19 protein-coding genes and 2 pseudogenes are annotated in these 26,585 nt (G+C 69.1%); 11 read left to right on the top strand and 10 right to left on the bottom strand.

Annotated features, from left to right (window positions below; translation table 11 throughout):
• Positions 1-45: 45 nt before the first annotated feature.
• Positions 46-567, bottom strand: coding sequence for a TetR/AcrR family transcriptional regulator (locus AC2W7K_RS05410; protein ID WP_198500480.1), 522 nt, complete (start codon positions 565-567; stop codon positions 46-48).
• A 106-nt stretch (positions 568-673) separates the two neighbouring features.
• Between AC2W7K_RS05410 and AC2W7K_RS05405 the strand changes: the two genes are divergently transcribed.
• Positions 674-2,224, top strand: coding sequence for an MFS transporter (locus AC2W7K_RS05405; protein ID WP_198500481.1), 1,551 nt, complete (start codon positions 674-676; stop codon positions 2,222-2,224).
• A gap of 288 nt (positions 2,225-2,512) precedes the next feature.
• On the opposite strand, the pseudogene AC2W7K_RS05400 reads toward AC2W7K_RS05405, so the two are convergent.
• From AC2W7K_RS05400 to AC2W7K_RS05390, 3 genes and pseudogenes are all read right to left on the bottom strand, one after another.
• Positions 2,513-4,058, bottom strand: a pseudogene (locus tag AC2W7K_RS05400) (tripartite tricarboxylate transporter permease).
• 1 nt (position 4,059) lies between these two features.
• Positions 4,060-4,746, bottom strand: a complete 687-nt coding sequence (locus tag AC2W7K_RS05395; protein WP_486005817.1) for a tripartite tricarboxylate transporter TctB family protein — start codon at positions 4,744-4,746, stop codon at positions 4,060-4,062.
• Complete coding sequence (locus AC2W7K_RS05390) at positions 4,743-5,825, bottom strand: Bug family tripartite tricarboxylate transporter substrate binding protein (RefSeq protein ID WP_232623828.1); 1,083 nt, start codon at positions 5,823-5,825, stop codon at positions 4,743-4,745. Before AC2W7K_RS05390 ends, AC2W7K_RS05395 begins: the two co-directional genes overlap by 4 nt.
• 408 nt (positions 5,826-6,233) lie before the next feature.
• Between AC2W7K_RS05390 and AC2W7K_RS05385 the strand changes: the two are divergent.
• From AC2W7K_RS05385 to AC2W7K_RS05365, 5 genes and pseudogenes are all read left to right on the top strand, one after another.
• A pseudogene (locus tag AC2W7K_RS05385) lies at positions 6,234-8,419 on the top strand (S9 family peptidase).
• A 256-nt stretch (positions 8,420-8,675) separates the two neighbouring features.
• Entirely contained in the window at positions 8,676-9,659 is a 984-nt protein-coding gene (locus AC2W7K_RS05380) for an ABC transporter substrate-binding protein (protein ID WP_486005816.1), read from the top strand.
• A gap of 168 nt (positions 9,660-9,827) precedes the next feature.
• On the top strand, positions 9,828-10,811 hold the full coding sequence (locus AC2W7K_RS05375) for an ABC transporter permease (RefSeq protein WP_486005815.1): 984 nt from the start codon (positions 9,828-9,830) through the stop codon (positions 10,809-10,811).
• A 14-nt stretch (positions 10,812-10,825) separates the two neighbouring features.
• Positions 10,826-11,617 carry an ABC transporter ATP-binding protein gene (locus tag AC2W7K_RS05370; RefSeq protein WP_486005814.1) on the top strand — a complete coding sequence of 264 codons (792 nt, stop codon included), beginning with the start codon at positions 10,826-10,828 and terminating at the stop codon, positions 11,615-11,617.
• An 880-nt stretch (positions 11,618-12,497) separates the two neighbouring features.
• Positions 12,498-14,597 (top strand): BCCT family transporter, encoded by a 2,100-nt coding sequence (locus AC2W7K_RS05365; protein ID WP_344251049.1) that lies wholly within the window; start codon positions 12,498-12,500, stop codon positions 14,595-14,597.
• 64 nt (positions 14,598-14,661) lie between these two features.
• Here the strand turns inward: AC2W7K_RS05365 and AC2W7K_RS05360 are convergent, their stop codons facing one another.
• From AC2W7K_RS05360 to AC2W7K_RS05350, 3 genes are all read right to left on the bottom strand, one after another.
• The gene (locus tag AC2W7K_RS05360) at positions 14,662-15,099 is read right to left on the bottom strand and encodes a MarR family winged helix-turn-helix transcriptional regulator (protein ID WP_344251033.1); all 438 of its coding nucleotides are present in this window, start codon (positions 15,097-15,099) and stop codon (positions 14,662-14,664) included.
• Positions 15,096-15,521 (bottom strand): hypothetical protein, encoded by a 426-nt coding sequence (locus tag AC2W7K_RS05355; protein WP_344251034.1) that lies wholly within the window; start codon positions 15,519-15,521, stop codon positions 15,096-15,098. Before AC2W7K_RS05355 ends, AC2W7K_RS05360 begins: the two co-directional genes overlap by 4 nt.
• Positions 15,522-15,640: 119 nt before the next feature.
• Positions 15,641-16,672 carry an SUMF1/EgtB/PvdO family nonheme iron enzyme gene (locus AC2W7K_RS05350; RefSeq protein WP_344251035.1) on the bottom strand — a complete coding sequence of 344 codons (1,032 nt, stop codon included), beginning with the start codon at positions 16,670-16,672 and terminating at the stop codon, positions 15,641-15,643.
• A 164-nt stretch (positions 16,673-16,836) separates the two neighbouring features.
• Here AC2W7K_RS05350 and betC point away from each other — a divergent pair, with 164 nt between their 5' ends.
• The 4 genes from betC (at position 16,837) to AC2W7K_RS05330 (ending at position 21,407) form a co-directional block, all read left to right on the top strand.
• The gene (gene betC / locus AC2W7K_RS05345; protein ID WP_486005813.1) at positions 16,837-18,138 is read left to right on the top strand and encodes a choline-sulfatase; all 1,302 of its coding nucleotides are present in this window, start codon (positions 16,837-16,839) and stop codon (positions 18,136-18,138) included.
• Positions 18,135-18,473: a hypothetical protein gene (locus tag AC2W7K_RS05340; protein WP_486005812.1), complete on the top strand. Its 339-nt coding sequence runs from the start codon at positions 18,135-18,137 to the stop codon at positions 18,471-18,473. Before betC ends, AC2W7K_RS05340 begins: the two co-directional genes overlap by 4 nt.
• Positions 18,474-18,609: 136 nt before the next feature.
• Positions 18,610-20,010 carry a TIGR01777 family oxidoreductase gene (locus AC2W7K_RS05335; RefSeq protein ID WP_344251037.1) on the top strand — a complete coding sequence of 467 codons (1,401 nt, stop codon included), beginning with the start codon at positions 18,610-18,612 and terminating at the stop codon, positions 20,008-20,010.
• A 53-nt stretch (positions 20,011-20,063) separates the two neighbouring features.
• Positions 20,064-21,407 (top strand): hypothetical protein, encoded by a 1,344-nt coding sequence (locus tag AC2W7K_RS05330; protein ID WP_344251038.1) that lies wholly within the window; start codon positions 20,064-20,066, stop codon positions 21,405-21,407.
• A gap of 138 nt (positions 21,408-21,545) precedes the next feature.
• Here the strand turns inward: AC2W7K_RS05330 and purL are convergent, their stop codons facing one another.
• On the bottom strand, positions 21,546-23,912 hold the full coding sequence (purL, locus tag AC2W7K_RS05325) for a phosphoribosylformylglycinamidine synthase subunit PurL (RefSeq protein WP_344251039.1): 2,367 nt from the start codon (positions 23,910-23,912) through the stop codon (positions 21,546-21,548).
• Positions 23,913-24,147: 235 nt separating this feature from the next.
• Here purL and trhO point away from each other — a divergent pair, with 235 nt between their 5' ends.
• On the top strand, positions 24,148-25,059 hold the full coding sequence (trhO, locus tag AC2W7K_RS05320) for an oxygen-dependent tRNA uridine(34) hydroxylase TrhO (protein ID WP_198500496.1): 912 nt from the start codon (positions 24,148-24,150) through the stop codon (positions 25,057-25,059).
• Positions 25,060-25,209: 150 nt separating this feature from the next.
• Here trhO and AC2W7K_RS05315 read toward each other — a convergent pair whose 3' ends face one another.
• Both AC2W7K_RS05315 and AC2W7K_RS05310 read right to left on the bottom strand, forming a co-directional pair.
• A complete protein-coding gene (locus tag AC2W7K_RS05315; RefSeq protein ID WP_198500497.1) occupies positions 25,210-26,211 on the bottom strand; it encodes an epimerase in 1,002 nt (333 codons plus the stop codon).
• A 129-nt stretch (positions 26,212-26,340) separates the two neighbouring features.
• Positions 26,341-26,585, bottom strand: a 245-nt coding sequence (locus tag AC2W7K_RS05310; RefSeq protein WP_486005811.1) for a hypothetical protein, incomplete at its 5' end; no start/stop codon positions are given.

The following is a 26,585-nucleotide window of genomic DNA, read 5'->3' as shown; positions in this document are numbered from 1 at the left end:
GGTCGAGCTGCACCGCTGGTGACTTCGTGACGCCGCGTCCCGCTCCTAGAGGCCGAGGCGGGCGAGGACGTTCTTCACGTGGAGGAGCGCCTCCTCCTCGGAGAGGCCGAAGTTCTGGTTGAGGTACATCCCGTCGCCGATGAGCTGGATCGTCATCGCCAGGTGCGGATCGCCGAGGTGGTCGTTGAGCACCGCGAACCACTGCTCCCGGGTGTCCTTGAGGGCGATGCGGGCCTCCTCGTACTCCTGCGCGAGGCGACTGGCGGCGATGAGGCTGCGGTCGAGGGGAGTCCCGACCTCGGCGGAGGTCTCGAGGTAGTAGATGTGGGGTCCCTGGTCCGATGACCGCATCGTCTCGATGTCGGCATCGACATTGGCTCGCAATCGCTCGAGGCTGCCCTCGACGAGTTTCGCCTTCGACCCGAAGTGATAGAGCAGGCCGCCCTTGGACACTCCCGCCTCGGCGGCGACGGCGTCGAGCGTCGCACCCGCCGTGCCGTGCGCATCGAGCAGGGAGTCGAAGGCGTCGAGGAGCCTCTCTCGGGTGTCGGAGGAATTGCGTGCCATGCGCACGAGCCTAGCGGACGGGAGGAGGCGCCTGCGACGAACATCACCGCCGTCGGGCCAGGGCGATCTCTTGATTACTGTACCGTCTGGCCGGTACAGTAAAGGCATGACTTCACCACAGACACTCCACGTGCGCGCCGGCCGGCGTGAATGGCTCGGCCTGGCTGTGCTGATGATCCCTGTCCTCCTCATCTCCATCGACAACACGGTCCTCGGCTTCGCCCTCCCGGCGATCAGCACGGGCCTCCACCCCACGGGCACGCAGCTGCTGTGGATCGTCGACATCTACGCCCTCATGCTCGCGGGTCTCCTCGTGGCGATGGGCAGCATCGGCGACCGCTTCGGCCGGCGGCTGCTCCTCCTCATCGGCGCGACCGGCTTCGGAGCCGCGTCCCTGGTCGCTGCGTTCTCGACGACGCCCGAGATGCTCATCCTCGCCCGCGCCCTCCTCGGCGTCTTCGGGGCCACGCTCATGCCCTCGACGCTCTCCCTCATCCGGAACATCTTCCTCGACCCCCGCGACCGCCGCATCGCGATCGCGACCTGGGCCGCGCTCTTCGGCGGCGGTGCCGCCCTCGGCCCCGTCGTCGGCGGTCTCCTCCTCGAGCACTTCCACTGGAGCTCGATCTTCCTCATCAACCTGCCGCTCATCGCGATCTTCATCCCCGCTGCGCTGCTGCTCCTGCCGGAATCGCGCGACCCCCAACCGGGCCGCATCGACCCGACCTCGATCGTGCTCTCGATGCTCACCCTCACCCCGCTCGTCTTCGCGATCAAGCACGGCATGTCCGACGGGCTCGACTGGATGTTCGCCGCGGCCGTCGTCGTCGCCGTGGTCTCGGGCACCCTCTTCGTCCTGCGGCAGCTGCGGTCGTCGAACCCGATGCTCGACGTCAGGCTCTTCGCCAATGCGGTGTTCACCTCGGCGGTGGTGGCGAACCTGCTCAGCCTCATGGGCCTCGCCGGCTTCCTCTACTTCGGCACGCAGGTCCTCCAGCTCATCCTCGGCCTCTCCCCGGTGACCGCGGCACTCGCCCTCGTCCCCGGACTCGTCATGTCGATCGCGGCCGGCTACCTCGCCGTCCCCCTCGTCGCCCGCATCCGGCCCCGCGTCGTCGTCCCCGCCGCGCTCGCCCTCAACGCGGTCGGGCTCGCGTTCGTCGCGTTCACCCCGGAGCCGAGCGTGCCCGGCATGATCATCTCCTTCATCGTCCTCGGCGCGGGCATCGGCACCGCCGAGGTGATCACCAACGACCTCATCCTCACTGCGGTGCCCGCGAACAAGGCCGGAGCCGCCTCGGCGATCTCCGAGACCGCCTACGAGTTCGGCTCCGTCATGGGCACGGCCGTCCTCGGCGGGCTGACGACGATGGTCTTCGCCTCGCAGCTGCGCGGTGCGCTGGGGAACGCGGCGTCCGCGCCGGAGTTCGAGACGCTCGGCTCCGCGCTCGAGCACGCCGGCGAGATCGGCGGACGCGTGGGCGACGAGCTCGCGACCACGGTCATCCACGCCTTCGACCTCGGCGTGCAGTGGGCCGCCGGCGGGGCTGCGATCGTCGTCTTCGCCGCCGCCGTGCTCACCGCGTTCGGGCTCAAGGGCGCCGGGAAGACCTCGTCCTCCGAGTCGAGCGACCGGGAGCCCGTGCCCGCGCACTGAGTCACCCGCCGAGGTGGTCCGCCGACGCGTGAGCGCACGGGCCTTTCGCCGAGGCGGCAGTGTCCCCGCCGGTGTACCGTGTCGCCACGTGGGCGCGGGGGAGCGAGGACGCGGCACCGGTGCGACGGTCGGGAGACGATCGGCAAGGACAAGAAGCGCCGAGGTGGGTGCGGGCAATGAGCCCGCACCCACCTCGGCGCTTCGTGCGTTCGCGGCGCATCCGGCTGCCACCGGACCGGGCCGGCGCATCCGACTGCCGCCGGACCGCACGAACGGATCACCCCCGCGTCAGAGGACCTCGCTCTCCTCACGGGACGTCCGTCCCTCGAGCACCTGCCGCTGCTTCCGCCTCGCGAGCACGCGACCGGTGCCCGTGTAGATGAGGGCGGCGATGAGGATGATGTAGAGGACGATGCTGATCGGCGATGCGATGAGCACCGAGGCATCGTTGCCCGAGGACAGCAGCGCATCGCGCAGGCTCGTCTCGGCCAGGGGGCCGAGCACCATGCCGATGAGCAGCGGCGCCAGCGGCACCCCGTAGCGCTTGAGCACGAAGCTGATGATCGCGATGCCCAGCAGCACGAACAGCTCGAACGTCGACGCCGAGGTGGCATAGATGCCGAGCCCGCAGAAGACCGCGATGCCGCCGTAGAGGTACGGCTCGGGGATCTTCAGCAGCTTCGCCCACAGCGGCGCGAAGGGCAGGTTGATGAGGAGGAGGACGATCATCGCGATGAAGAAGCTCGCGAGCAGACCCCACACCAGCTCCGGCGCCCGATCGAAGAGCAGCGGCCCCGGCTGCAGACCGTACTGGCGGAAGGCCGCGAGCATGATCGCCGCGGTCGCCGAGATCGGCAGACCGAGCGCGAGCAGCGCCCCCATCGCGATGCCCGTCGTCGCGCTTCCGGCGGCCTCGGGCGCGGCGAGACCGCGGATCGCGCCCTTGCCGAACTGCGGGTCCTTGCGGCGCGAGTCGAGTTTGCGCTCGAGTCCGTACGCCATGAACGTCGGGACGTCGGCGCCGCCGACGGGGATGACGCCGAAGGGCAGGCCGATCGCCGTGCCGCGCAGCCACGCGGGGGCGGCCTCGCGGAACTCGCGGCCGGAGAGGAACGGCCGGCCCGAGGCGTTGATCGTGTTGTCCTTCGGTGCGCGCGGATCCGGGAGCGATGAAGAAGACCTCGCCGAGGGCGAGCATCGCGACGGTGACGGTGACGAGCGAGACGCCGTCGAAGAGCTCGGGCTCCCCGAAGGTGAAGCGCTCGGTGCCCGAGACCGAGTCGATGCCGATGACGGAGATCCCGATGCCGAGCACGAGCGCCATGAGGCCCTTGAGCACGGAGTCGGCGACGACCGAGGAGGTGGCGACGAACGCGAAGAGCGCGAGCGCGAAGTACTCCGCGGGTCCGAAGCTCGTCGAGAGGTCGGCGAGCAGCGGGGCGATGAAGACGACGAGGATGCACGAGATGATGCCGCCGATGAACGCGCCGATCGCCGCTGTCGCCAGGGCCTGCGGGGCGCGACCGGATCTCGCCATCTTGTGGCCCTCGAACGTCGAGGCGATCGCCGAGGACTGGCCCGGCGTGTTCATGAGGATCGCCATCGTCGAGTCGCCGAAGAGACCGCCGAAGTAGACGCCGGCGAACATGATGAACGCGCCGGTCGGGTCGAGGGCGAAGGTCATCGGCAGCAGCAGGGCCACGGCCATCGACGACCCGAGGCCCGGCAGCACGCCGACGGCGGTGCCGAGGAAGCAGCCGACGATGACCCAGAGCAGGTTCATCGGCGTGAATGCGTGGGTGAACCCTTCGAAGAGGGACTGGACGGCATCCATATCAGATTCCACCTCCGAGGATTCCCGAGGGCAGGTTGAGCCCGAGCAGGACGTCGAATGCGATGTAGACGAGCGAGGAGACCGTCAGCGCGAGCGTGAGGTCGAACAGCGGTCGGCGCGAGCCCATCGCGCGGGCCACGCACCAGAAGAGGAGCGCGGCGGCGATGATCCAGCCGGCGAACTCGAGGATCGCGGCGAAGGCGGCGAACCCGCCGACGGCCCAGCCGAGCGAGACGAAGTCCGAATGCGTGCGGTGCGTCGTGTCCTCCGCGCGCGCCTCGGCGATGGCCTTGAGGTCCGAGGTCGGTTCGTCCTCCTCGTGCGGAGCCAGCCGGGAGGCCGCGACCGCCGAGGTCACCGGGGTCGAGAACGCCTTGTCCTCGACCGCCTCGGCGGGGGCGATCGCGTCAGCGTCGACGGGTTCGGGGTTGCGGATGATCGCGATCGCCAGGAGCACCGTGATGGCGTAGCCGGCGATCATGATGATCATCGGGAAGAACTGCGGCCCGGGCGGGTCGACGTCCTCGGCGACGTCCATCGTGAGGATCCCGACGAGCAGGTACGTCGAGAAGGCGCCGAGGATGAGCGGGACGAGGAGACCCGAGCGGCCGTGCCACCAGGTGCCCTCGCCGAGGTGGCCCGTGCGGGTCCGTGTGCGATTGCCTGATCTGTTCGCCGTCGTGGTCACAGTCCCAGCTCCTTCAGGAGGTCTTCGATGCGACGGGTGTCCTCGGCGATGAAGTCGGCGAACTCCTGGCCGGTCAGCCACACATCGGTCCACTTGTTGCGTTCGAGGGCGCCCTGCCACTCCGCGCTGTTGCGGGTGGCCTCGAGGATGTCGACGAGCTGCGCGGTCTCGTCCTCGGTGATGCCCGGGGCGCCGAGCCAGCCGCGCCAGTTCGTCAGCGTGACCTCGAAGCCCTGCTCGCTCATCGTCGGGATGTTCTCGAAGCCGGCGAGGCGCTCGGGAGAGGCGACGCCGAGGGCTTTGACGCGTCCGGCCTCGATCTGGTCGGAGACCTCGTTGAAGCCCGTCGAGGCGAAGTCCGTCGTCCCCGACAGCAGGGTCTGGATGGCCTCGCCGCCGCCGGACTTCGGGATGTAGGTGATCGACGACGGCGGGATGTCGCCGAGGAGGGCGAGCTGCGCGATCGTCAGGTGGTCGACCGAACCGGCCGATCCGCCCGTCCACACGAAGCCCTCGGGGTCCTCCTGCCATGCCGACATGACGTCGCCGAGGGTGTTGTACGGCGAGTCGGCGGCGGCGATGAGGACGTCGTAGTCCTCGGCGACGCGGGCGAGCAGGGTGGTGTTGTCGAAGCCGACGGGGGAGTCGTTGAGGGCGATCCCGCCGACCATCGCGGTGCCGGTGGCCAGGAGCGTGTCGGCCTGGCCGTCCATCGTCGAGAACTTGCCGAGCCCGATCGTGCCGCCGGCGCCCGGGATGTTGACGACCTGGGCGTTGTTGGCGATGCGGGTCACGCGCATCGCCTGCTGGGTCTCGCGCGCGAATCCGTCCCAGCCGCCGCCGGCACCGGCGGGGGCGATGAGGGTGAGATTCGAGGAGAGGTCCCCGGTCGCCGAGGCGGAGCGGATCGAATAGCCGGTCGCCGTGCCGATCGCCGCGACGGCGATGACGCCGTAGGCGACCTTGCCGAACAGGCGACGGGAGACGCCGCCGGATCTGTGTGGGTCCCCGGAATCGGGGGCGGTGCCGGAGTCGGGGCCGCCGGGCGGCCCTGCGCTGCCGGATGACTGCATCATCATTGAGCAGATGTCCCTTCTTCATCGTCGAAGAACGCCTTCACCTGCGAAGACGTACGTAATCCTCAGTCTAGTGTGGCGTGGGTCACCGTCCGGGGTTGAGTGCAATAAACCCGTTTGCCGCGTTCTGCGCCTTCTGTGCATTCTGCTCACCGCGGGGTGTGCGGGGGTGTGCTGCGCCGAGGTGGGCCGCAGGTGCCGGTGCGCGTGCGGTGCGCTCGGCAATCCCTCATGCCCGGGCCCCCTTGCACAGGTGGCTAGGGTGGGCACATGACGTCTTCCGATTCCCCGCACCCCGATCCGACCCCCGCCGAGGCGACCGCCCCCGAATCGGGCGACGCGACCTCCGACGCGGGCACCCTGACCGCAGCCGACGCGGGCACCCCGGCCCCCGCCCCCGCCTCGGCGCCGGTGGCGAAGAAGGTCCCGCACGAACGCGCCCATCACGGGCACACCTTCGTCGACGACTACGAATGGCTGCGGGACAAGGAGTCTCCCGAGGTCATCGCCCACCTCGAAGCGGAGAACGCGTGGACCGAGGCGCAGACGGCCGACATCGCCGGGCTGCGGGAGGCGATCTTCACCGAGATCAGGACCCGCATCAAGGAGACCGACATGTCGGTGCCGACCGCCGCGGCGGGTACTGGTACTTCACGCGGACCCGGGCCGGACTCGACTACGGCATCCACGTCCGCGTGCCGATCGCGGACTCGCAGGACTGGACGCCGCCGGAGGTCGAGGACGCACCGCTGCCCGGCGAGGAGGTCATCTTCGACTCGAACGAGGCGGCGCAGGGCTCGGACTTCTTCTCGCTCGGGACGTTCTCGCTCACCGACGACGGTGCCCGCCTCCTCTACGGCGTCGACACCGCCGGCGACGAGCGCTACGTCCTGCGCATCCGCGACCTCGCCACGGGCGAGGACCTGCCGGATGCCATCGAGAACACCTTCGCCGGGGCCTCGATCGACCCGACCGGCCGCTTCGTCTTCTACACCACCGTCGACGACGCCTGGCGCCCGGAGAAGGTGTGGCGCCACGCGGTGGGCTCCGACAGCGCCGACGACGTCTGCATCTTCCACGAACCCGACGAGCGCTTCTTCGTCGGCGCCGGCTTCTCCCGCTCCGGGCGCTTCCTCTTCATCGTCACCGGGTCGAAGACGACGACCGGCTACTGGACGCTGCGGACGAGCGACCTCGAGGCGGCCCCGGCCGAGGTGTGGCCCCGCGTCGACGGGGTCGAGTACTCCGTCGAACACGCCCTCATCGACCACGAGGACCGCTTCCTCATCACCCACAACCGCGACCGCGCCGACTTCGACATCATCGATGTGCCCGCCGCGAACCCGACCGGCGATGCCACGGAGACCGCTGACGCCGTCGACGCCCCCGCCGGCACGAGCCTCGATCCGACGACGACCGGCCGCCGCGTCCTCGTCGACGTCGACGGCCTGCGCATCGAGGAGGTCGACGCCTTCGTCGGCTACATCGTCATCAGCTATCGCCGAGGCGGCTTCGCCCGGGTCGGCATCGTCCCCCTCACCGGGGCGCCGAGCACTCCGTTCGGTCCGCTCGAGGAGCTGCCCTTCGACCGGGAGACCGGCACGCTCGGCCTCGGGCCGAACCCTGAGTTCGAACAGCCGGCGATCCGTCTGACGTTCACGTCGATGTCGACGCCCGCCGTCGTCTTCCAGCACGACATCGCCACCGGAGCCGACACCGTCCTCAAGCGCCAGCCCGTGCTCGGCAGCGTCGACCTGGCCCAGTACGGCGAATCCCTCGTCTGGGCGCGGGCCGCGGACGGCACCGAGATCCCCGTCTCCCTCGTCTACCGCACCGACCTCGTCGATGTCGGACCCGACGGCCGCCTCGGCGCCCCGGCCCCGCTCGTCCTCTACGGCTACGGCTCGTACGAGATCAGCGTCGACCCGTACTTCTCCGTCGCCCGGCTCTCCCTCCTCGACCGCGGCGTCGTCTACGCGATCGCGCACGTGCGCGGCGGCGGCGAGATGGGCCGCCACTGGTACGACGAGGGCAAAACCACGGTGAAGACGAACACGTTCACCGACTTCATCGCCGTCGCCCGCCACCTCATCGCCGAGGGCTGGACGACCCCGGAGAAGCTCGTCGCCACCGGAGGCTCGGCCGGCGGGCTCCTCATGGGGGCCGTGACGAACATGGCGCCCGAGCTCTTCGCGGGCATCAGCGCTCACGTGCCGTTCGTCGACGCGCTCACCTCGATCCTCATGCCCGAGCTCCCGCTCACCGTCATCGAATGGGAGGAGTGGGGCGATCCGCTCCACGATCCGGAGGTCTACGAGTACATGCGCTCGTACACCCCCTATGAGAACGTCGCCGAGGCGGCCCACCCGCAGATCCTCGCCGTGACCTCGCTCAACGACACCCGGGTCCTCTACGTCGAACCCGCGAAATGGGTCGCCAGGCTGCGTGAGGTCGGCGCCGATGCGCTGCTGCGCACCGAGATGGCCGCCGGGCATGGCGGTGCCTCGGGACGCTACGACGCGTGGAAGGAGACGGCGTTCGACTTCGCGTGGATGCTCCGCGTCCTGGGACGATCGGACGTGCAGATCGCCCCCTGAGCGGACGCGTGGCTGTGCAGATAACGATCTGCAGACGAAACGTCTCCCGATGTGTGATTTCGACTACTGGTGTCAGAGGCGCCGAATAGAGTTGATAGCATCACAGTCGTCCAGCACCGACCCGTCCTCGACGCCGAGGACACCCGGGGTCGGTCAACGGTTGGACTGATGCTCGACCGCCCCGAAGCGACGGGGCGGTCATCGGTTCGCCCCGGAGCCTTCAAGCCCCGGGCCGATATTTTCAAAGGGGAGAAGTATGCGTCTCAAGCAACTGGCCGTGGCCCTCGTCGCCATCGGTTCGATGGCCGCGGTCTCGGCGTGTTCCGGCGGCGACAGCGGCGGAGGTGAGGGCGGCGGGGACTCCTACAGCATCGGCATCTCCCAGCTCGTCCAGCACCCGGCCCTCGACGCGGCGACCGCCGGGTTCAAGAAGTCCTTCGAGGACGCCGGAGTCGAGGTCGACTGGGACGAGCAGAACGCCAACGGCGAACAGGCCAACGCCACGTCGATCGCGCAGAACTTCGCGAGCTCCGACCTCGACCTCGTCCTCGCCGTCGCCACCCCGGCGGCGCAGGCCGCGGCCCAGGCGATCACCGACAAGCCCGTCCTCTTCACCGCCGTCACCGACGCGGTCGAGGCCGGCCTCGTCCAGTCGAACGAGGCGCCCGGCGGCAACGTCACCGGCACCTCCGACCTCAACCCGGTCGGCGATCAGCTGCAGCTCGTCAAGGACGTCAAGCCCGACGCGAAGACCGTCGGCATCGTCTACAGCTCCGGTGAGGTCAACTCGCAGGTCCAGGTCGACCTCGCGAAGGAGGCCGCCCAGGGCATGGGGCTCGAGATCAAGGAGGCGACGATCGCGAACTCGAGTGAGCTCGGCCAGGCCGTCGACTCCCTCGGCAAGGTCGACGCCTACTACGTGCCCACCGACAACAACGTCGTCTCCGCTGTGACGACGATGGTCCAGGCCGCTGAGAAGAACCAGGCGCTGCTCGTCGGCTCCGAGGCCGGACAGGTCGAGCAGGGCGCGGCGATCACCCGCGGCATCGACTACACGAAGCTCGGTGAGCAGACCGGTGCGATGGCGCTGCAGATCCTCCAGGACGGGGCGAAGCCGGCGGACATGCCGGTCGAGACGAGCGAGACCCTCGAACTCGTCGTCAACCCCGAAGCGGCGAAGAAGCAGGGCGTCGAGATCCCGCAGAACCTCATCGACGAAGCCGACAAAGTCATCGAATGACGCCGAGGCGGGTCTGCGGTGAGCACTCACCGCAGACCCGCGTCGTGTTCCCTCCCACCAACCCTCTCACCAACCGCACGCGGCGTGAGCCGCCTGCGCAGCGCCCGGGACGAGTCCCCGGGTGGCACGGCAACCAGGGCGATGCCCTGACGATCTGATCGGACAGCAATGTACGGAGCGCTGGAGCTCGGGCTCATCTACGCAGCCATGGCCTTGGGTGTCTACCTCACCTTCAAGGTCCTCAACTTCCCCGACCTCACCGTCGACGGAAGCTTCACCACGGGAGGCGCCACCGCGGCCTCCCTCATCATCGCCGGGGTCAACCCGTTCCTCGCGACGCTCGCCGCCGTCGGCGCCGGCCTCATCGCCGGGTTCATCACCGGCCTCCTCCACACGAAGGGCGGCATCGACGGACTGCTCGCCGGCATCCTCACGATGATCGGCCTGTGGTCGATCAACCTGCGGATCATGGGACAGGCCAACCTCTCCCTGCTGCGCGAGGACACCGTCTTCACCCCGCTGCGGGCGAACATGTGGCTGGGGACGTGGGTGTCGATCGCGATCCTCATCGCCTTCGTCCTCGTGCTCAAGTTCCTCGTCGACTGGTTCCTCACCACCGACCTCGGACTCGCCATCCAGGCCACCGGCAACAACCGCGAGATGATCCGCAGCCTCGGCGTCAACACCGACAACACGACGATGCTCACGCTCGCGCTGTCGAACGGACTCGTCGCCCTCTGCGGCGCGCTCATCGCGCAGTACCAGGGGTTCGCCGACATCAGCATGGGCATCGGCCTCATCCTCGTCGGTCTCGCCTCGGTCATCCTCGGCCAGGCGATCTTCGGCAACCGGAACATCGTCATGGCCAGCCTCGGCGCGATCCTCGGGTCGGTCATCTACCGCATCATCATCTTCCTCGCGCTGCGCGCGGGCCTCAACACCGATGACATGAAGCTCACGACCGCGCTGCTCGTCATCGTCGCGCTCCTCCTGCCGCGGTGGGGCTTCCTCAAGCGGATCCCGTCCCTGCGCTCGCGCGGCAACCGGGCTCCGGCGAAGCTGCCCGAGGGCACGACCGACGATCCGGCCGTCGTCCATGCCGCCCAGGGCGGCGTCCCCGCGGGACTGCCGGTCCGCGCTCCTCGACCGTGAAGGAAGGCTGAGCCATGCTGACGATCGATGCGATCTCGAAGACCTTCTTCCCCGGCACTGTCAATGAGCGCAAAGCGCTGCAGAACCTCTCTCTCACCCTCGCCGAATCCGATTTCGTCACCGTCATCGGGTCGAACGGGGCGGGCAAATCGACCCTGCTCAACACGATCTCCGGTCGACTGCCCATCGATTCCGGGTCGATCACGATCGACAGCGCCGAGGTGGCGAAGAAGCCCGAATATCGCCGGGCCGCCTACCTCGGGCGCGTGTTCCAGGATCCGATGGCCGGGACCGCACCCGACCTGACGATCGAGCAGAACCTCTCGCTCGCGCTCAAGCGCGGACGGTCCCGGGGGCTGGGGCGGGGGACCACCGCGGCGCGGCGGGAGCGCTTCCGGACCGAACTCGCGACCCTCGAACTCGGGTTGGAGAACCGCCTGAAGACGAAGGTCGGTCTGCTCTCCGGTGGGCAGCGGCAGGCGCTCAGCCTCCTCATGGCCGGGTTCACGCAGCCGCGGATCCTCCTCCTCGACGAGCACACCGCGGCCCTCGACCCGCAGCGGGCGGCGCTCGTGACGGAGCTGACGGAGAAGATCGTCGCCGCCGACGGGCTGACGACGCTCATGGTCACCCACAACATGGAGCAGGCGATCTCGCTCGGCAACCGGCTCATCATGATGCACGAGGGCCGCATCATCTACGAAGCCGACGCCGAGAAGAAGAAGACGCTGACGGTCGAGGCCCTGCTCGGGGAGTTCTCGAAGCTCAAGGGTGCCTCGCTCGGCGACCGCGCGCTCCTCAACTGAGGCCCGACGCGCTGCTCGACTGAGGTTCCGCGCGGCTGCTCGCCTGAGGTCCGGCGCGGCTGCTCGACCGAGGTTCCGCGCGCTCGATCGAGGTTCGACGCGGCGCTCGACTGAGATTCGACGTAGCGCTCGACTGACGCTGCGCTGACCAGCACGGTTTTCATCACCGACCGTGCCGGTCAGCGGAGCGCACTGCATTCAGGCAGGAGTGCGCGCTGCATTCCGGCAGGAGTGATTGCTGTTTCTCTGGATGACGGCGTCCCTTTGAGATGGTTCGCCGAAGCTGTTAACCTCCCACACCATGGGCAGTTCCAGGAGCTCGAGATCACACCGCCGTGGTCGAACGACCCCGGAAACGCCATCCTGGCAGCCGCCATCCCGGCAGCGGCATCGGCCGCATCGGCAACTCCCGCAACGGCATCGGCCGCATCGGCAACCCCCGCAACGGCAATCCCCGCAGCGGCGGGAGCCGGCAGGCATCAGTTCGAGCGGTGGAGACCCCTGACCGCCCGACACCGCCTCACGCAGACGAAGTGCGCCGGAGCGCCGTATTCCTCCCCGCCGGCCACGACTCCGCAGGCCGGCTTTGCCGTGCCCCTGAACGCCGCTGACCCGCCGATCTGAGCTGCCGAACGCGCTGCCGCAGAACAGCCCGCCACCGGATCACAGCCCGCCACCGGACCACAGCCCATCACCCGTCACCGAGACCGACCACTGAGAAAGGCCCATCGTCTTGTCCCGCGACTCGACCGACGACCGTCACACCACGCCCGACACCGCACCTGACCCTGAGGCCACGCCCGACACCACGCCCACCGACGCGGCGCCCGAGCACTCCCTGTCGCTGCGCACCCCGGCCCGCCGCGCCTCCCGCGACCGGATCAGAGCCGACGCCAAACGGGTCGGCCGCGACGCCAAGCGGGTGAGCCGGGATGCCGGCAAGGGCCTCGGCGCCCTCGACTACGCACGTCCCAAACCCGCAGGCGGAACCACCTCGGCGCCGGCGGACGGGGTGGATGAGGAGACGTCGACGCAGTACCCGCACGACATCCACCCGATCCTCGTGCCGGGCATCGCGATCGACGAACAGCGGCGCCGGTACTCGATCGACAAGGTGATCTTCGCGATCGCCGGCGGCCTCACCGTCGCGTTCGTCATCTGGGGCATCGCCGACCCCGGCAGCGTCTCCACCGTCGCGAAGGCCGCCTTCGACTGGTCGACGCTCAACGTCGGCTGGTTCTTCAACCTCGTCGCGATCGTCGTCCTCGTCGCCCTCCTCATCATCGCGTTCTCGCCGTACGGGCGGATCCCGTTGGGCAAGGACGGGGAGAAGGCGGAGTTCAGCACGTTCGCGTGGGTCGCGATGCTCTTCGCCGCCGGCATCGGCATCGGCGTCCTCTTCTTCGGCCCCTCCGAGCCGCTCACCTACTTCATCACCCCACCGCCGCTGACGAACGACCCGGAGACCATCGAGGCCCTCCACGGCTCGATGGCCCAGACCTACTACCACTGGGGCTTCCACGCGTGGGCGATGTACGCCCTCGTCGGCGGGGCGATCGCCTACGCCGCCTACCGCCGCGGCCGCTCTCTCCTCCTCTCCTCGATCTTCCGCAGCCTCTTCGGCAAGCGCCAGACCGAGGGCTTCGCCGGCCGCCTCGTCGACATCTTCGCGATCGTCGCCACCCTCTTCGGGACCGCGGCCGCACTCGGCATCGCCGCGATGCAGATCGGCACCGGTGTGACGATCGTGTCCGGGGCCGGTCCGATGACGAACACGATGCTCGTCATCATCATCTGCATCCTCACCGTGGGCTTCATCATCTCCGCGGTCTCCGGCGTCTCACGCGGCATCCGCTACCTCTCGTCGATCAACATCGTCCTCACGGTCGGCATCGTCGCGCTCGTCCTCTTCCTCGGCCCCACCCTCTTCCTCCTCAACCTGCTGCCCTCGGCGCTCATGGAGTACCTCGGCTCGTTCTTCGACCTCATGGGCCGGTCCCTGTCGTGGGGATCGGAGACGCAGGAGTTCCAGTCGGTGTGGACCGTCTACTACTGGGCGTGGTGGATCTCGTGGTCGCCGTTCGTCGGCACGTTCATCGCCCGGATCTCCCGCGGCCGCAGCATCCGCCAGTTCATCCTCGGCACGATCTTCATCCCCTCGACCCTCCTCTTCGTCGCGTACGGCATCATGGGCGGCACGTCGATCTGGATGTACCGGGAAGGTGCGGCCGGGTTCACCGAGACGATGGAGGCCCCCGAGGTGTTCTTCACCCTCATCGGCAACCTCCCGGGCATCGGCTGGCTGCCGGCTGTCGCGATCGTCGTCCTCGCGATCTTCTTCATCACCTCCGCCGACTCCGCGTCGGTGGTCATGGGCATGCTCACGAGCCGCGGCGACCAGACGCCGAAGAAGTGGGTCGTCGTGTTCTGGGGCCTCGTCATGTCGGGCATCGCCGTCGTCATGCTCCTCCTCGGCAACGCGAGCGCCCTCGAAGGCCTCCAGCAGCTCGTCATCGTCACCGCCGTGCCGTTCGCCCTCGTCATGATCCTCATCATCGTCGCGTGGGTGAAGGAGCTGCGCACCGACCCGATCGCGCTGCGCCGCAAGTACGCGCAGAACGCGGTCGACAACGCTGTCGTCGCCGGAGCGGAGACCTACGGCGACAACTTCGCCCTCCACGTCGTCCCGACCGAACCCGGGGACGGGGCCAACGGCGACATCGACTCCGAGCACGAGGACTACACCGACTGGTACCAGCGCACCGACGAGGACGGCGCACCCGTCGGCTACGACTACGAGACCGGCCAGTGGGCCGACGGGTGGACCCCGGAGTCCGCGGACTCACCGGACAGCGAGACGGACCTCCCCGCCGAGGCGGCCGCAGGGTCCGACTCCGACCCCACCGAGGCGACTGCCGGGTCCCGCCTCAGCGGTGCCGTGGAGACCGGGGGTGAGCAGGAATCCCGTCCGCGTGACTGAGGCGCCGGCGCTGCCGCGGCGGTCAGGGCGGGTGCCGTGACCACCGCGATCTCCTCAGGCAGCGTCAGAGTCCGAGGCGGTCTGCCGCGGCGACGATCTCGCCCAGGTCGGCGATGAAGCCTGCCCGGCGGTCATCGGGCCACCGCGCGGTGAGACGAGCGAGGATCTCATCCTGCCAGGCGAGCGCCTCGGCGAGCATCGACTCCCCAGCGGGCGTGAGGACCGAGGTGCGCCGTCGCCCGTCGGCGGAGGAGACTGCGGTGCGCACGATACCTGCCTCGGTCGCCGTTCTCAGCAGGCGCGAAGCCCCGGACTGATCGATTCCGAGGTGCGATGCCACCGCGTTGACCGTGGCATCGGCACCGCGGGACGTCAGGGCATCGACCGCCTCGGCGACGAGGGCGAGCCGGCCCTGCGCCGCCGTGGCGGTCTCATGGCCGGGCAGCTGGCCGAAGCGACGGACGAACGCGAACAGCGCCCGACCGGGATGGTCGGCGCTCATGCGAGCGGGTCGGGGGTGTGGTCGGTGGCCGCCATCTCCCGGCAGATGAAGGCAAGGTCGAGAGCTGACCGGAGACTCGGCTGACGGAGCGCCGCGGTGACGACGGGGGTCTGTGCGGCATCGCTGATGCGGAAGACGGTGGCCACCCGGGTCGGAGTCGGGTTCTGCGGCCACGTCGCCTCCTGCTCGACGACCATGAGGCGCTCGCTGATCGGGTGCCATGATCGCGGGGTCATCCGGATGCCCGACCGGTTCACCCAATCGGCGAACTCCGCCGGAGTGATCGGGCCGGCGCCCTTGGGGCCGAGGACGACGATGGGGTCTCCGACAGCTCGGACGCAGCGGGCGCGGTCACCCGAGTTCACCGCCGCGTGCCATTCGCTGATCGCGGCCTCGATGGCCGGCGTGTGCTGTGAGGTCATGCGGGCAATTATATGCACGGCGCATAGGAATTGTCGTCAACGGCATCGCCGCAGACGTCGACGACCGGCGCCGAGCCGGGTGGGCCGCCGGGTCCGGCCGCCCGCTCCGGGCGGATCGTTCAGAGAGTGAGGGCGAGTCGGAACCCCGTGTGCGCGAGTGACGTGTCGGGGGTGACCGCGGTGCGCGCCGAGGTGCGGTACCGGCGGCAGTAGGAGGCGTGGCACAGGTGGGAGCCTCCGCGCAGGACGGCGCGGTCGTCGTGAGGTGCGACGACCCCGCTCGTCCACTCCCAGACATTGCCGGTCATGTTGTGCAGCCCGAAGCCGTTGGGTGCGAAGGCATCGGCGGCGACGGTGCCGACCGGCTCGGTGGGACCGTCGGGGAAGGTGCCGACGAAGGTCTTCATCTGCGGGACGCCGCCCGGTTCGCGGACCGACCCCCACGGGTAGGGCTGCTGGTCGAGTCCGCCGCGGGCGGCGTACTCCCATTCGGCCTCGGTCGGCAGGCGGGCGCCGACCCAGGCGGCGTAGGCCTCGGCGTCACGTCGCGTCACATGCGTGACGGGATGGTCGGGGAGTGCGACGATGGGCCCATGACCCTCCACTCGTCCCACCGCGGCTGCTCCGCCGGTGCGCCAAGCGACACCGGACTCAGCGACACCGGACTCAGGGGCATCGGGTCCGGAAGCACCGGGACCTGCGGTACCGGGACCTGCCGGGTGCAGCCATGTGGCGCCTGCGACCTGACGCCACCACGGGGTCGCGGCCACGGCCGGGGACTGTGCGCGGACCGCCTCGGCGAGATGACCGGCGAAGACGAGCGAATCGCCGTGGACCTCCGCCTCCGTGCGGTGCCCGGTGGCGAGGACGAACGCGGCGAAGGAGGCGACGGTGACCGTGGTCGCGGCCATCGCGAACGGGTCGACGGCGACCGCACGCACGGGACCCTCACCGTCGGCGGGGTAGGCGAGGGCGTCCTCGCTGCCCATGCGGAACGTGCCGCCGGGCAGTCCGATGAGGCGCAGGTCCTCGGGAGCGGAGGCGGCGAGACTCGCGATGAGCGCCGCGTCGTCGATGAGCCCCGCGTGTTCGGTCGCATTCCGGCCCGGCACAGCCACCTCGGCGGGGGTTTCTTCTGCGCGAACGCCCACCTCGGGTGGGGTCTGCCGCGGCGCACCGGCAGCGGACGGCGATGTTCGCGACGGACCGCAGCATGAGCTCATCACGCACCCCTTTCACTCAGGCTTCACCGCCACCTTAGATCCGGCGCGCCCGCGGACGGTCGCGCCCTGACACACAAGGACGTGACCCCAGTATGCAACCGCCCAACATCGTCGTCATCCAGGCCGACCAGATGGCGGCCGACGCCCTCGGCGCCTACGGCAGCGATGCCGCCCGCACCCCCAACATCGATGCGCTCGCCGCTGCCGGCGCCGTCTTCGACCGCGCCTACTGCGCGACCCCGCTCTGCGCGCCGTCCCGGGCGGCGATGATGACCGGGCGCCTGCCCTCGGAGATCGACTGCCTCGACAACGGCGACGACTTCGCCGCCTCGGTGCCGACGTTCGCCCACCGGCTCCGCAAGCTCGGCTACCACACCGCGCTCATCGGCCGGATGCACTTCATCGGCCCCGACCAGCACCACGGCTTCGAGGAGCGGCTGACGACCGACGTCTACCCGGCCGACCTCGACATGGTCCCCGACTGGACCCGGCCGCTGGCAGACCGGCTCCAGTGGTACCACTCCGCCGATCCCGTGTTCACCGCCGGTGCGGCCACGGCGAACGTCCAGCAGGACTTCGACGACGAGGTGCTCTTCCGCACCCTGCGCCACCTCAGCGACCGGAAGCGGGCGAACCAGGCGGCGGGAGAGGACCGCCCGTTCCTCATGGTCACCTCGTTCATCCACCCGCACGACCCGTACGAGCCGCCGCGGGAGCACTGGGACCGCTTCGCCGAGGCGGCCATCCCCGACCCGGCCCACCTCGCCGTTCCCGACGCGGCCGCCGACCCGCACACCCACCGGCTGCGGACGATGTGCGGATTCGACGAGAGGGAGCCGACGCTCGAGGAGGTCCGACGGGCCCGGCGAGCGTACTTCGCCGCGGTGAGCTATGTCGATGACCACATCGGACGGATCACGACTCGGTTGGCGGAGCTGGGCCTGGCCGAGAACACCGTGGTCATCGTCGTCAGCGATCACGGGGACATGCTCGGGGAGAAGGGGCTGTGGTACAAGATGTCCCCGTACGAGCAGTCCGCCCGCGTCCCGCTCATCATCTCCGGGCCCGCCGAGGTGGTCGCCCCCGGACGGTACACGACGCCGGTCTCGCTCATCGACCTCGCCCCGACGCTGCTCGAGATCGCGCGCACCGGGGCGCTCGCCGGCGACCCGGCGGGGCGGGACCCCGGCGGCGAAGGGGCCGCGCAGTCCGCGGACGCCGACGACGTCGCGGCAGTGCCGCGGGTGCGGGTGAGCGACGTCGACGAGGGGCTGAGCGGGGTCTCCCTCCTCGAGACGCGCGCCGGGAGGAGCACGGCGGGGGGAATCGGGGGCCGGCGGAGCGCGACATCGTCATCGAGTACTTCGCCGAAGGCACCCGCCGACCGCAGGTGACGATCGTCCGCGGACCGCTCAAGCTCACCGTGTGCCCCGGCGACCCCGACCTGCTCTTCGACCTCGACGCCGACCCCGACGAACTCGACAGCCGGGCCGCCGATCCCGCCTACGCGGACGTCCACGCGCAGCTGCGGGCGGAGATCGCCGCGCGCTATGACCTCAGCCAGGTCGAAGAGCACGTGCTCGGCTCCCAGCGGAGCCGGCAGCTCGTCGCCGATGCGCTGCGGATCGGTCGGGTCCGGCACTGGGACTTCGACCCGGTGGTCGAGACCGGGTACGTGCGCGGTGACTTCTGGTCGGCGTTCCGCTACGGGAAGATCCCCGCCGAATGAGGCAGGGATGCGGCCGGTGATGGCGTCGCCGCGGCGGTGAGGTCGCCGGCCGCTTCCCATTCACTCACCATTCCGCGCGTTGTGGATCACACTTTGAGCTTGGGGTGGCATCATCGGAAGGAACAGGAGGGAAGCCATGACCAAGTTCGAGTGGACCTCGGAAGTCCCGCTCGCCGCCGAGACCACATACGACTGGCACGCACGACCCGGAGCGCTGACCCGCGTCTCACCGCACTGGGCGCAGGAGATCGTCGAGGAGGGCTATCCGCCGCTCGCGCCCGGGTCGGTCGCCCAGATCAAGGCGAGCCTGCCCGGCAGCTACGGACTCGTGCGGCGCCCGTTCACCGCGGTGCACTCCGAGGGGCCCTCGCGCTTCTCCTTCGTCGACGAGCTCATGAAGGGTCCGCTGAGCCAGTGGAAGCACACCCACGAGTTCACCTCGGAGGCCGGCGGCTCGCAGATCTCCGACACCATCGAGTTCTCGATGACGCCTCAGGGGTTCGAGACCATCGACCGCGCGATGAGCCACTATCTGCAGGCGACGTTCGAGGCCCGCCAGCGCAGGCTCCTCATGGACTTCGCGTTCCTCGAGCGGATGAACGCGCCGCTGCTGCGGTCGAGCACGCCCAAGCACATCCTCATCGGCGGCGGCAGCGGGCTCGTCGGTCGGCAGGTCGCCGCGCTGTTCTCGACCGCCGGCCACTTCGTCCGCCTCCTCGTCCGGCGGGCCCCGAAGTTCGAGTACGAGGTGCACTGGGATCCCGAGCTCGGGATCATCAACCCCCGCGACCTCGCGTGGGCCGATGCCGTCGTCCACCTCGGCGGGAAGTCGATCGCGACCCGGTTCACGAAGAAGGCCAAGGAGGAGATCCGCTCCTCCCGCCTCGATTCGACGATGCTGCTCGCGGAGACGATGAAGGCGCTGCCGGAGGCGAAGCGGCCGGAGGTGTTCGTCTGTGCGTCGGCCGTCGGGGCCTACGGCGCCGAGGCGCAGCGCCCGGTCGATGAGTCCGCGCCCTTCGGTGAGGGGTTCCTCGCCGAGCTGTGCCGGGACTGGGAGGCTGCGGCGGCGAGCGTCGAGGAGGCGGGCATCCGCTGGGTCTCGATCCGGTCGGGTATCGCGCTGACCACCCTCGGCGGGTTCCTCAGGGTGCAGGCGCCGCTCTATCTCGCCGGTGCCGGGGGTCGGCTGGGCAGCGGTGATCAGGGGCTGGCGTGGGTCTCGCTCGATGACCTTGCCCGGTCCTACGTCCATGCGGCGCTGACCGACTATGTGCGAGGTCCGGTCAACGCGGTGGCCCCGCACCTGGTCACGCAGAAGGAGTTCGCCGAGGCGCTCGCCGCCCACCTGCACCGGCCCGCGGTGATCCCGACGCCGGGATTCGTCACCGAACTCGTCCTCGGACGCGACGGCGCCAGGGAGCTTGCGCTCGCCGACCAGAAGGTCGTGCCGACGAAGCTCGAGGAGACCGGATACCAGTTCGCGCAGCCCACCCTCACCGACTGCCTCGACGAGGAGCTCGGCACCGGGGCCTAGAGTTTTCCGGAGATCTGCCGCCCCGGAACCCCATGTGCGCATAGAGTGGCCGCATGAGTGAGCAGTGGCCCGGCCCGATGCCGCCGGAGAACCGCGGTCAGCCGTATGTGCGCAACGCCGGAGTTCCCGGTCACGCGCCGGAGCATCAGCCCGGAACAGGTCCCGGCGACCAGTGGTCCCACGGCGGGCAGCGCCCGGCAGCGGCGTCGGCCGCCGTCGACCCCGGATGGCGCGCGCGGATCGTGTTCTGGGTGTCGATCCTCATCGACCGACTGCCGGCGATCATCATGCTGCCGTTCCTCTATTCGACGTCGATCGCCGACGGGCTCCCGGATCTTGCCGCGATCTATTCTGTGGTGGTGCTCATCGCCGGCATCTTCGCCTGCCTCGTCGGGGTTCTCGCTTTCCTTCTCGTGCGCAACACGAGTTGGGTGCGACGGATGATCGGCGGCGGCATCTATCTCGTCGCCGTCATCCTCGGCATGACAGTGCCGCCGGTGCTGTCGCGGCTGATCACGGAGTACGTCTATCGGATGAACATGGACTACTCGCTGTTCTCGTTCGTCTTCGCCGCCTTCTCGATGGTCGTGACCGCCGCTCTGCTCATCGCCTGGAACATCGTCCGCAACCGGTCGTGGTGGGTCCACCTCGTCGCCGTCGGTCTCGCTGTCGCCTCCGCCTTCGTCGTCGCCGTCACCCAGTACGTCATCACTCTCCAGGCGCCGGCCTTCGGTGTCACTGCAGTCGTCCCGCAGGTGCTCTCGCTTCTCCTGTTCTTCGCCGCGCTCGGTCTGCTCCACGTCTGCGGTCGCCTGCGCGGCGGGTCGGTGCCCGTCGTCGCTCAGCCGGCCCTCGGAGAGCGTCGACGGCAGCAGCCGGGGCCGGCGACGGGCGGTCAGTATTCGGGAGCGCAGTTCGTGGGAACGCAGTATCCGGGTGACCAGTTCTCGGGCGGACAGAATTCGGGTGCTCAGCACCCGGGAGCCCCGAACTACGGCGGACAGCATTCGGGTGGCCCGTACCCGGGCGCCCCGAACCAAAGCGCCCAGTATCCGTATGCCCCCGACCAGAACGCACAGTATTCGGGCGCACCGAACCACGGCGGGCAACACTCGGGAGCCGCCTATCCGGACGCGCAGCGCCCCTATGCCCAGAATCCATTCGCCCAGCACCCAGGTACGGGGCAGTCGAGCGAGCAGGCGGCGGGTGCGCACGAAGCCCACGGCTCCCCGCAGACGTCCGGCCCGAACTCGGCAGGCCAGCCGTACGTTTACGGCCAGCGCGATTCCAACCAGCAGCACGATCCCAGCCAGCCCTACGGCGGCCAGCATTACGACGGCCGGGGGAATGACGGCCAGCACGGAGTCGGCGACCCGTCGCGTCGCCCGCGGCACTGAACAGCAGTCGCCGCCGAGCCCGGAGGGGTCCCAGACAGACACGAAGGAGCCGCGTGGATGACCACGCGGCTCCTTCGCTGCTCAGCGCAGAGGCCGAACCCTGCTCAGCCCAGCGGACCGACCGCTGCCGACCTCACCTCAGCCGAAGTGCTCCGGCAGGGTCTTCTCGTGCGCGTCGCGGAGTTCGTTCAGTCCGATCGAGAAGTGATCGACGAGCTCGAGCTGCGGCTCACCGTCGCCCGTGTCGGTCATGCCGATGCGGATGAAGGGGAAGCCGCGGGCGGTGCACATGTCCTTGAACCGGACCTCCTCCGATCGCGGCACGGCGACGATCGCCCGTGCCGTCGACTCGGAGAACAGGGCGGTGAAGACGTCGATGCCGTCGCGTTCGCAGAGTTCGTCGAGCCAGATGCGCGCCCCGGTGTCGAACCGCAGGCTCGCCTCGACGAGGGCCTGGGACAGGCCGCCCTCGGAGAGGTCGTGGGCGGCATCGACCATGCCGTCGCGCGAGGAGTTGATGAGGATCTCACCGAGCTCGCGTTCGGCCTCCGGCTTGTACTGCGGAGGAACGCCGCCGAGGTGACCGGCCGTGACATCGGCCCACGCCGAACCGTCGAGTTCGGCCTCCGTGGTGCCGAGCAGGTAGATCGTCTGCCCCGGCTCACTCCAGCCGCTCGGGGTGCGACGGGCGACGTCGTCGAAGACGCCGAGCACACCGACGACCGGGGTCGGGTGGATGGCCACCCCGCCGGTCTGGTTGTAGAGGGACACGTTGCCGCCGGTCACGGGGATGCCCAGGTCCTGGCACGCCTCGGCGAGGCCTTCGACTGCGGCGGCGAACTGCCACATGATCTCCGGATCCTCGGGCGAACCGAAGTTGAGGCAGTCGGTGACCGCGCGGGGGATGGCCCCTGCGGTGGCGACGTTGCGGTAGGCCTCGGCCAGCGCCAGCTGGGCGCCGCGGGCCGGGTCGAGGTAGCCGTAGCGGCCGTTGGCGTCCGTCGCGATGGCGACACCGAGGCCGGACTCCTCGTCGACGCGGATGACGCCGGCATCGTCGGGGAAGGCCTGGGCGGTGTTGCCCTGGACGTAGCGGTCGTACTGGGTGGTGATCCACTCCTTCGACGCGAGGTTCGGCGCGGCCGCGAGCTCGAGCACGGTCGCCCGCAGCTCGTCATCGGTGGACGGTGTGACCAGGCCGGCGGCCTCGACGGAGTTCGCGGCCACCTCGGCGGTCCAGGAGGGCTCGGTCATCGGACGGTTGTAGACGGGTCCGTCGTGGGCGACCGAGCGCGGGGGCACGTCGACGATGACGTCGCCGTGCCATTCGATGATGAGGCGGCCGGTGTCGGTGACCTCGCCGAGGACGGAGGTCTCGACGTCCCACTTCTCGACGATCTCCATGAAGTCGTCGAGGCGGTCGGGCCGGACGACGGCCATCATCCGCTCCTGCGACTCGGACATGAGGATCTCTTCGGGGGTGAGGGTGTCATCGCGCAGCAGCACGTCGTCGAGGGCGATGTGCATGCCGCCGTCACCGTTCGAGGCGAGCTCGGAGGTCGCGCAGCTGATGCCCGCGGCGCCGAGGTCCTGGATGCCCTCGACGACGCCGGCGCGGAAGAGCTCGAGGCAGCATTCGATGAGGACCTTCTCCGCGAAGGGGTCGCCCACCTGGACGGCGGGCCGCTTCGAGGGCTTCGTGTCGTCGAACGATTCGGAGGCGAGGATCGAGGCTCCGCCGATGCCGTCGCCGCCGGTGCGGGCGCCGAAGAGGACGACCTTGTTGCCCTTGCCGGAGGCGTTGGCCAGGCGGATGTCCTCATGCCGGAGAACGCCGACGGCCAGGGCATTGACCAGGGGATTGCCCTGGTAGACGGAGTCGAAGACGGTCTCGCCGCCGATGTTGGGCAGGCCGAGGGAGTTGCCGTACTGGCTGATGCCGGCGACGACGCCGTGGACCACGCGGGAGGTGTCGGGGTGGTCGATCGCACCGAAGCGCAGCTGATCCATCACGGCCACGGGGCGGGCGCCCATCGAGATGATGTCGCGGACGATGCCGCCGACGCCGGTGGCCGCGCCCTGGTGGGGTTCGACGTAGCTCGGGTGGTTGTGCGACTCGACCTTGAAGGTCACCGCCCAGCCGTCGCCGATGTCGACGACGCCGGCGTTCTCGCCGATGCCCACGAGCAGGTGCTTCTTCATGTCGTCGGTGACGTAGTCACCGAACTTCGACAGGTGGACCTTCGAGGACTTGTACGAGCAGTGCTCGGACCACATGACGGAGTACATCGCCAATTCCGCCGAGGTGGGGCGACGGCCGAGGATCTCCCTGATCCGGGCGTATTCGTCGGCTTTGAGGCCGAGTTCGGCGAACGGCTGGTCGACGTCGGGGTTCGCGGTGGCGAACTCGACCGTCTCCTTGACCTTCTTCGAGGTCTGATCGACCTCCTGGGCATCGTCCGCGCGAGCAGACTCGGAATTCGCGGAGATGAGGTTTTCAGACATGTCCTCTGGGTGGCCCTTTCGTACGACACGGAGCTCAGCGTCCATCTTATCCGGGCCGGGTTCGTCCCGCGCGCCCGCCCGGGGGAGGGGCCGCCTCGGCGAGGGCGTCGACGCATGCTTCGGTGACGCTGTCACGGTGCGCCACCTCGGCGAAGACGGTCGCGGTGAGCTTCGCCAGCAGGGTGACGACCTCCGCTGTGGCAGGGAAACCGGGCCGCGAAATAGAATGGGGGTCATGGCCACTCCCAAAATCGTGCTCTTCTATGTCTTCACGCCGCTGCCCGACCCCGAGGCCGTCCGGCTCTGGCAGCACACCCTCGCCGAGAGCCTCGGTCTCAAGGGACGCGTGATCATCTCGGAGCACGGGATCAACGCGACGCTCGGCGGTGACATCGGCGAGGTCAAGGCCTATGTGCGGGCGACGAAGTCGTACGAGCCGTTCCGGGGAGCCGACATCAAATGGTCGAACGGGCAGGGCGATGACTTCCCGCGGCTGAGCGTCAAGGTCCGCCCCGAACTCGTGACGTTCGGCACCGACGACGAGATCACGGTGACCGCCGACGGCGTCCAGGGCGGGGGAACCCACCTCAAACCCGGCGCTCTGCACAAGCTCATGGACGAGCGCGGCGACGAGGTCGTCTTCTTCGACGGACGCAACGCGATGGAGGCGCAGATCGGGAAGTTCCGGGACGCGATCGTGCCCGACACGGAGACGACGCGCGACTTCATCGCCGAGATCGAATCCGGCAAGTACGACGACCTCAAGGACAAGCCCGTCGTCACCTACTGCACCGGCGGCATCCGCTGCGAGGTGCTGTCCGTGCTCATGAGGAACCGCGGGTTCAACGAGGTCTACCAGCTCGATGGCGGCATCGTCCGCTACGGCGAGACGTTCGGCAACTCGGGGTACTGGGACGGTTCGCTCTACGTCTTCGACAAGCGCATGCACGTCGAGTTCGGTGCCGGCGCCGAATCGATCGGCCGCTGCGTCGCATGTGGGGAGTCGACTCCGGAGTTCGTCAACTGCGCCGATCTCGCCTGCCGCAAGCTGTATCTGCGATGTGCGGAGTGCACCGCGGCCGGTCGTCAGCCCCGCTGCACCGAGTGCGTGGCAGCGCCCTACCCCGCCGAGGCGGCCGCCGGCTGACCGCGGGCGTGCCCCACGGGCCGAGACGAGCGCTTTGAGTCGATAGCCGCAGGCCCGCGAGATGGGTCGTGGTGACCAGCGGTCCTCCTCAGCGAACCGTCGGAATGGGAAGCGCGTCCCTGAGCCGAGCGCTATCGCCTCACCCCGTCATCAGCGCAGCAGACTCTTCACTGCGGCCCCGACGTCGGTCCAGCGGAAGTCGAAGCCGGCGGCTTCGAGCTTCTCGGGCAGCACCCACCGGCTCTTGAGGACGAGTTCGGACTCCTGCTGGAGGACGAGCATTCCGGATTCGAGCAGCCACCGCGGCGCGGGAATCCCGATCGGCATCCGCACGGCTCGCCGCAGCGCTGCCATGAGTGCCGTGTTGTCCGAGACGCCGGGGCTCGCGAGGTTGATCGGACCCGAGAGCTCCGGGTGCGCATCGATGAACCGGATGGCGGCGATGAGGTCCTCGATGTGAATCCAACTGAAGCGCTGATGACCATGGGTCGGCTCGTGTCCCCGCCAAACCGTCGGTCCCGACGGGGTCGGGCCGATTCCCCGGTAGCGCCGATGCCCGAACCAGCGGCCCTCGAGCTGAGGTCCGCCAGCACCGAAGCGGGCGGCCGTCGCGAGCATGGTCAGCGCCGCGCCGTCACCGAGGACGATCGCCATCCGCGCGGCCACGCGCCGAGTGCGCGGCAGATCGCCGCGGAAGAGCTCAGCCTCCCAGCCGGTCGCGACGTCGACGGAGAAGCCCGCCCCGATCTCGCCGGTCGATTCGGTCTGCGGGCGATCGGTGGCGTGCCGGTAGATCGTCGCCGTGCTCGCGTTGATCCACAGTCGCGGCGGCGCCGAGGCGGCGGTGACTGCGTTGTGGAGTGCTCGGGTCGTGAGGATGCGGGAGTTCCAGATCTCGTTCCGGTTGTGGTCGTTGTACCGACATCCGACGCTGCGGCCGGCGAGGTTGATGAGCAGATCGGCTCCATCGACCGCTGCGGCGATGCCAGCAGGGTCCTCCCATGTGGTGTCCGCTGACGCACCGCGCCTGATCGTGCGCACCCGGTAACCCCATTCCTCAAGCGGACCGAGGAGCGAGCGGCCGACGAACCCAGATGCGCCGGCGATGACCGCGATGGGAGGGTGGGCCAGTGGTTCCGCAGGATCGATCATTAGGCCACCGTATCCCGCGTGTTTACAGCGGTGACGGTTGTCACAGGCCGAATCCGGGCCAACGAGTTGCGGGCAGCCTCTGCAGTGGTCTAGAGTTATATCTCGTTCGCCTCACCGGGAACACCACGATCAAAGGGTGTCCCCACCGGGTGTGACCAGCACAAACAGTGGTTTGATGCGGTGGATCACAACACGGTTGAGAGTGTGAGTGCGGGCAGCCTGTGGATGCCCCCGGTTGATCACGCGGAAAACATTTCGTGTGATGGTTGGGTGTGTGTTTGTGGTTTGAGAATCCAATAGCGTGTTTGTTTGAACAATGTGATGCCAGAAAATTTTTTCTGGTAAGACAACCACACCATGACCCATTGCCTGGG

Source organism: Brevibacterium sp. LAARM2_SD2, from assembly GCF_057364785.1.
Note: the sequence above shows the minus strand (reverse complement) of the source record. Positions and strands in the feature narration are given on the sequence as shown.

Excerpts from the sequence above, each read along its gene's own strand:
- AC2W7K_RS05390 (WP_232623828.1), bottom strand. The coding sequence starts at position 5,825 with ATGATGATGCAGTCATCCGGCAGCGCAGGGCCGCCCGGCGGCCCCGAC.
- AC2W7K_RS05335 (WP_344251037.1), top strand. The coding sequence starts at position 18,610 with ATGACCAAGTTCGAGTGGACCTCGGAAGTCCCGCTCGCCGCCGAGACC.
- betC (WP_486005813.1), top strand. The coding sequence starts at position 16,837 with ATGCAACCGCCCAACATCGTCGTCATCCAGGCCGACCAGATGGCGGCC.
- AC2W7K_RS05410 (WP_198500480.1), bottom strand. The coding sequence starts at position 567 with ATGGCACGCAATTCCTCCGACACCCGAGAGAGGCTCCTCGACGCCTTC.
- AC2W7K_RS05380 (WP_486005816.1), top strand. The coding sequence starts at position 8,676 with ATGCGTCTCAAGCAACTGGCCGTGGCCCTCGTCGCCATCGGTTCGATG.
- AC2W7K_RS05330 (WP_344251038.1), top strand. The coding sequence starts at position 20,064 with ATGAGTGAGCAGTGGCCCGGCCCGATGCCGCCGGAGAACCGCGGTCAG.
- AC2W7K_RS05360 (WP_344251033.1), bottom strand. The coding sequence starts at position 15,099 with ATGAGCGCCGACCATCCCGGTCGGGCGCTGTTCGCGTTCGTCCGTCGC.
- trhO (WP_198500496.1), top strand. The coding sequence starts at position 24,148 with ATGGCCACTCCCAAAATCGTGCTCTTCTATGTCTTCACGCCGCTGCCC.
- AC2W7K_RS05315 (WP_198500497.1), bottom strand. The coding sequence starts at position 26,211 with ATGATCGATCCTGCGGAACCACTGGCCCACCCTCCCATCGCGGTCATC.
- purL (WP_344251039.1), bottom strand. The coding sequence starts at position 23,912 with ATGTCTGAAAACCTCATCTCCGCGAATTCCGAGTCTGCTCGCGCGGAC.
- AC2W7K_RS05405 (WP_198500481.1), top strand. The coding sequence starts at position 674 with ATGACTTCACCACAGACACTCCACGTGCGCGCCGGCCGGCGTGAATGG.
- AC2W7K_RS05375 (WP_486005815.1), top strand. The coding sequence starts at position 9,828 with ATGTACGGAGCGCTGGAGCTCGGGCTCATCTACGCAGCCATGGCCTTG.
- AC2W7K_RS05370 (WP_486005814.1), top strand. The coding sequence starts at position 10,826 with ATGCTGACGATCGATGCGATCTCGAAGACCTTCTTCCCCGGCACTGTC.
- AC2W7K_RS05355 (WP_344251034.1), bottom strand. The coding sequence starts at position 15,521 with ATGACCTCACAGCACACGCCGGCCATCGAGGCCGCGATCAGCGAATGG.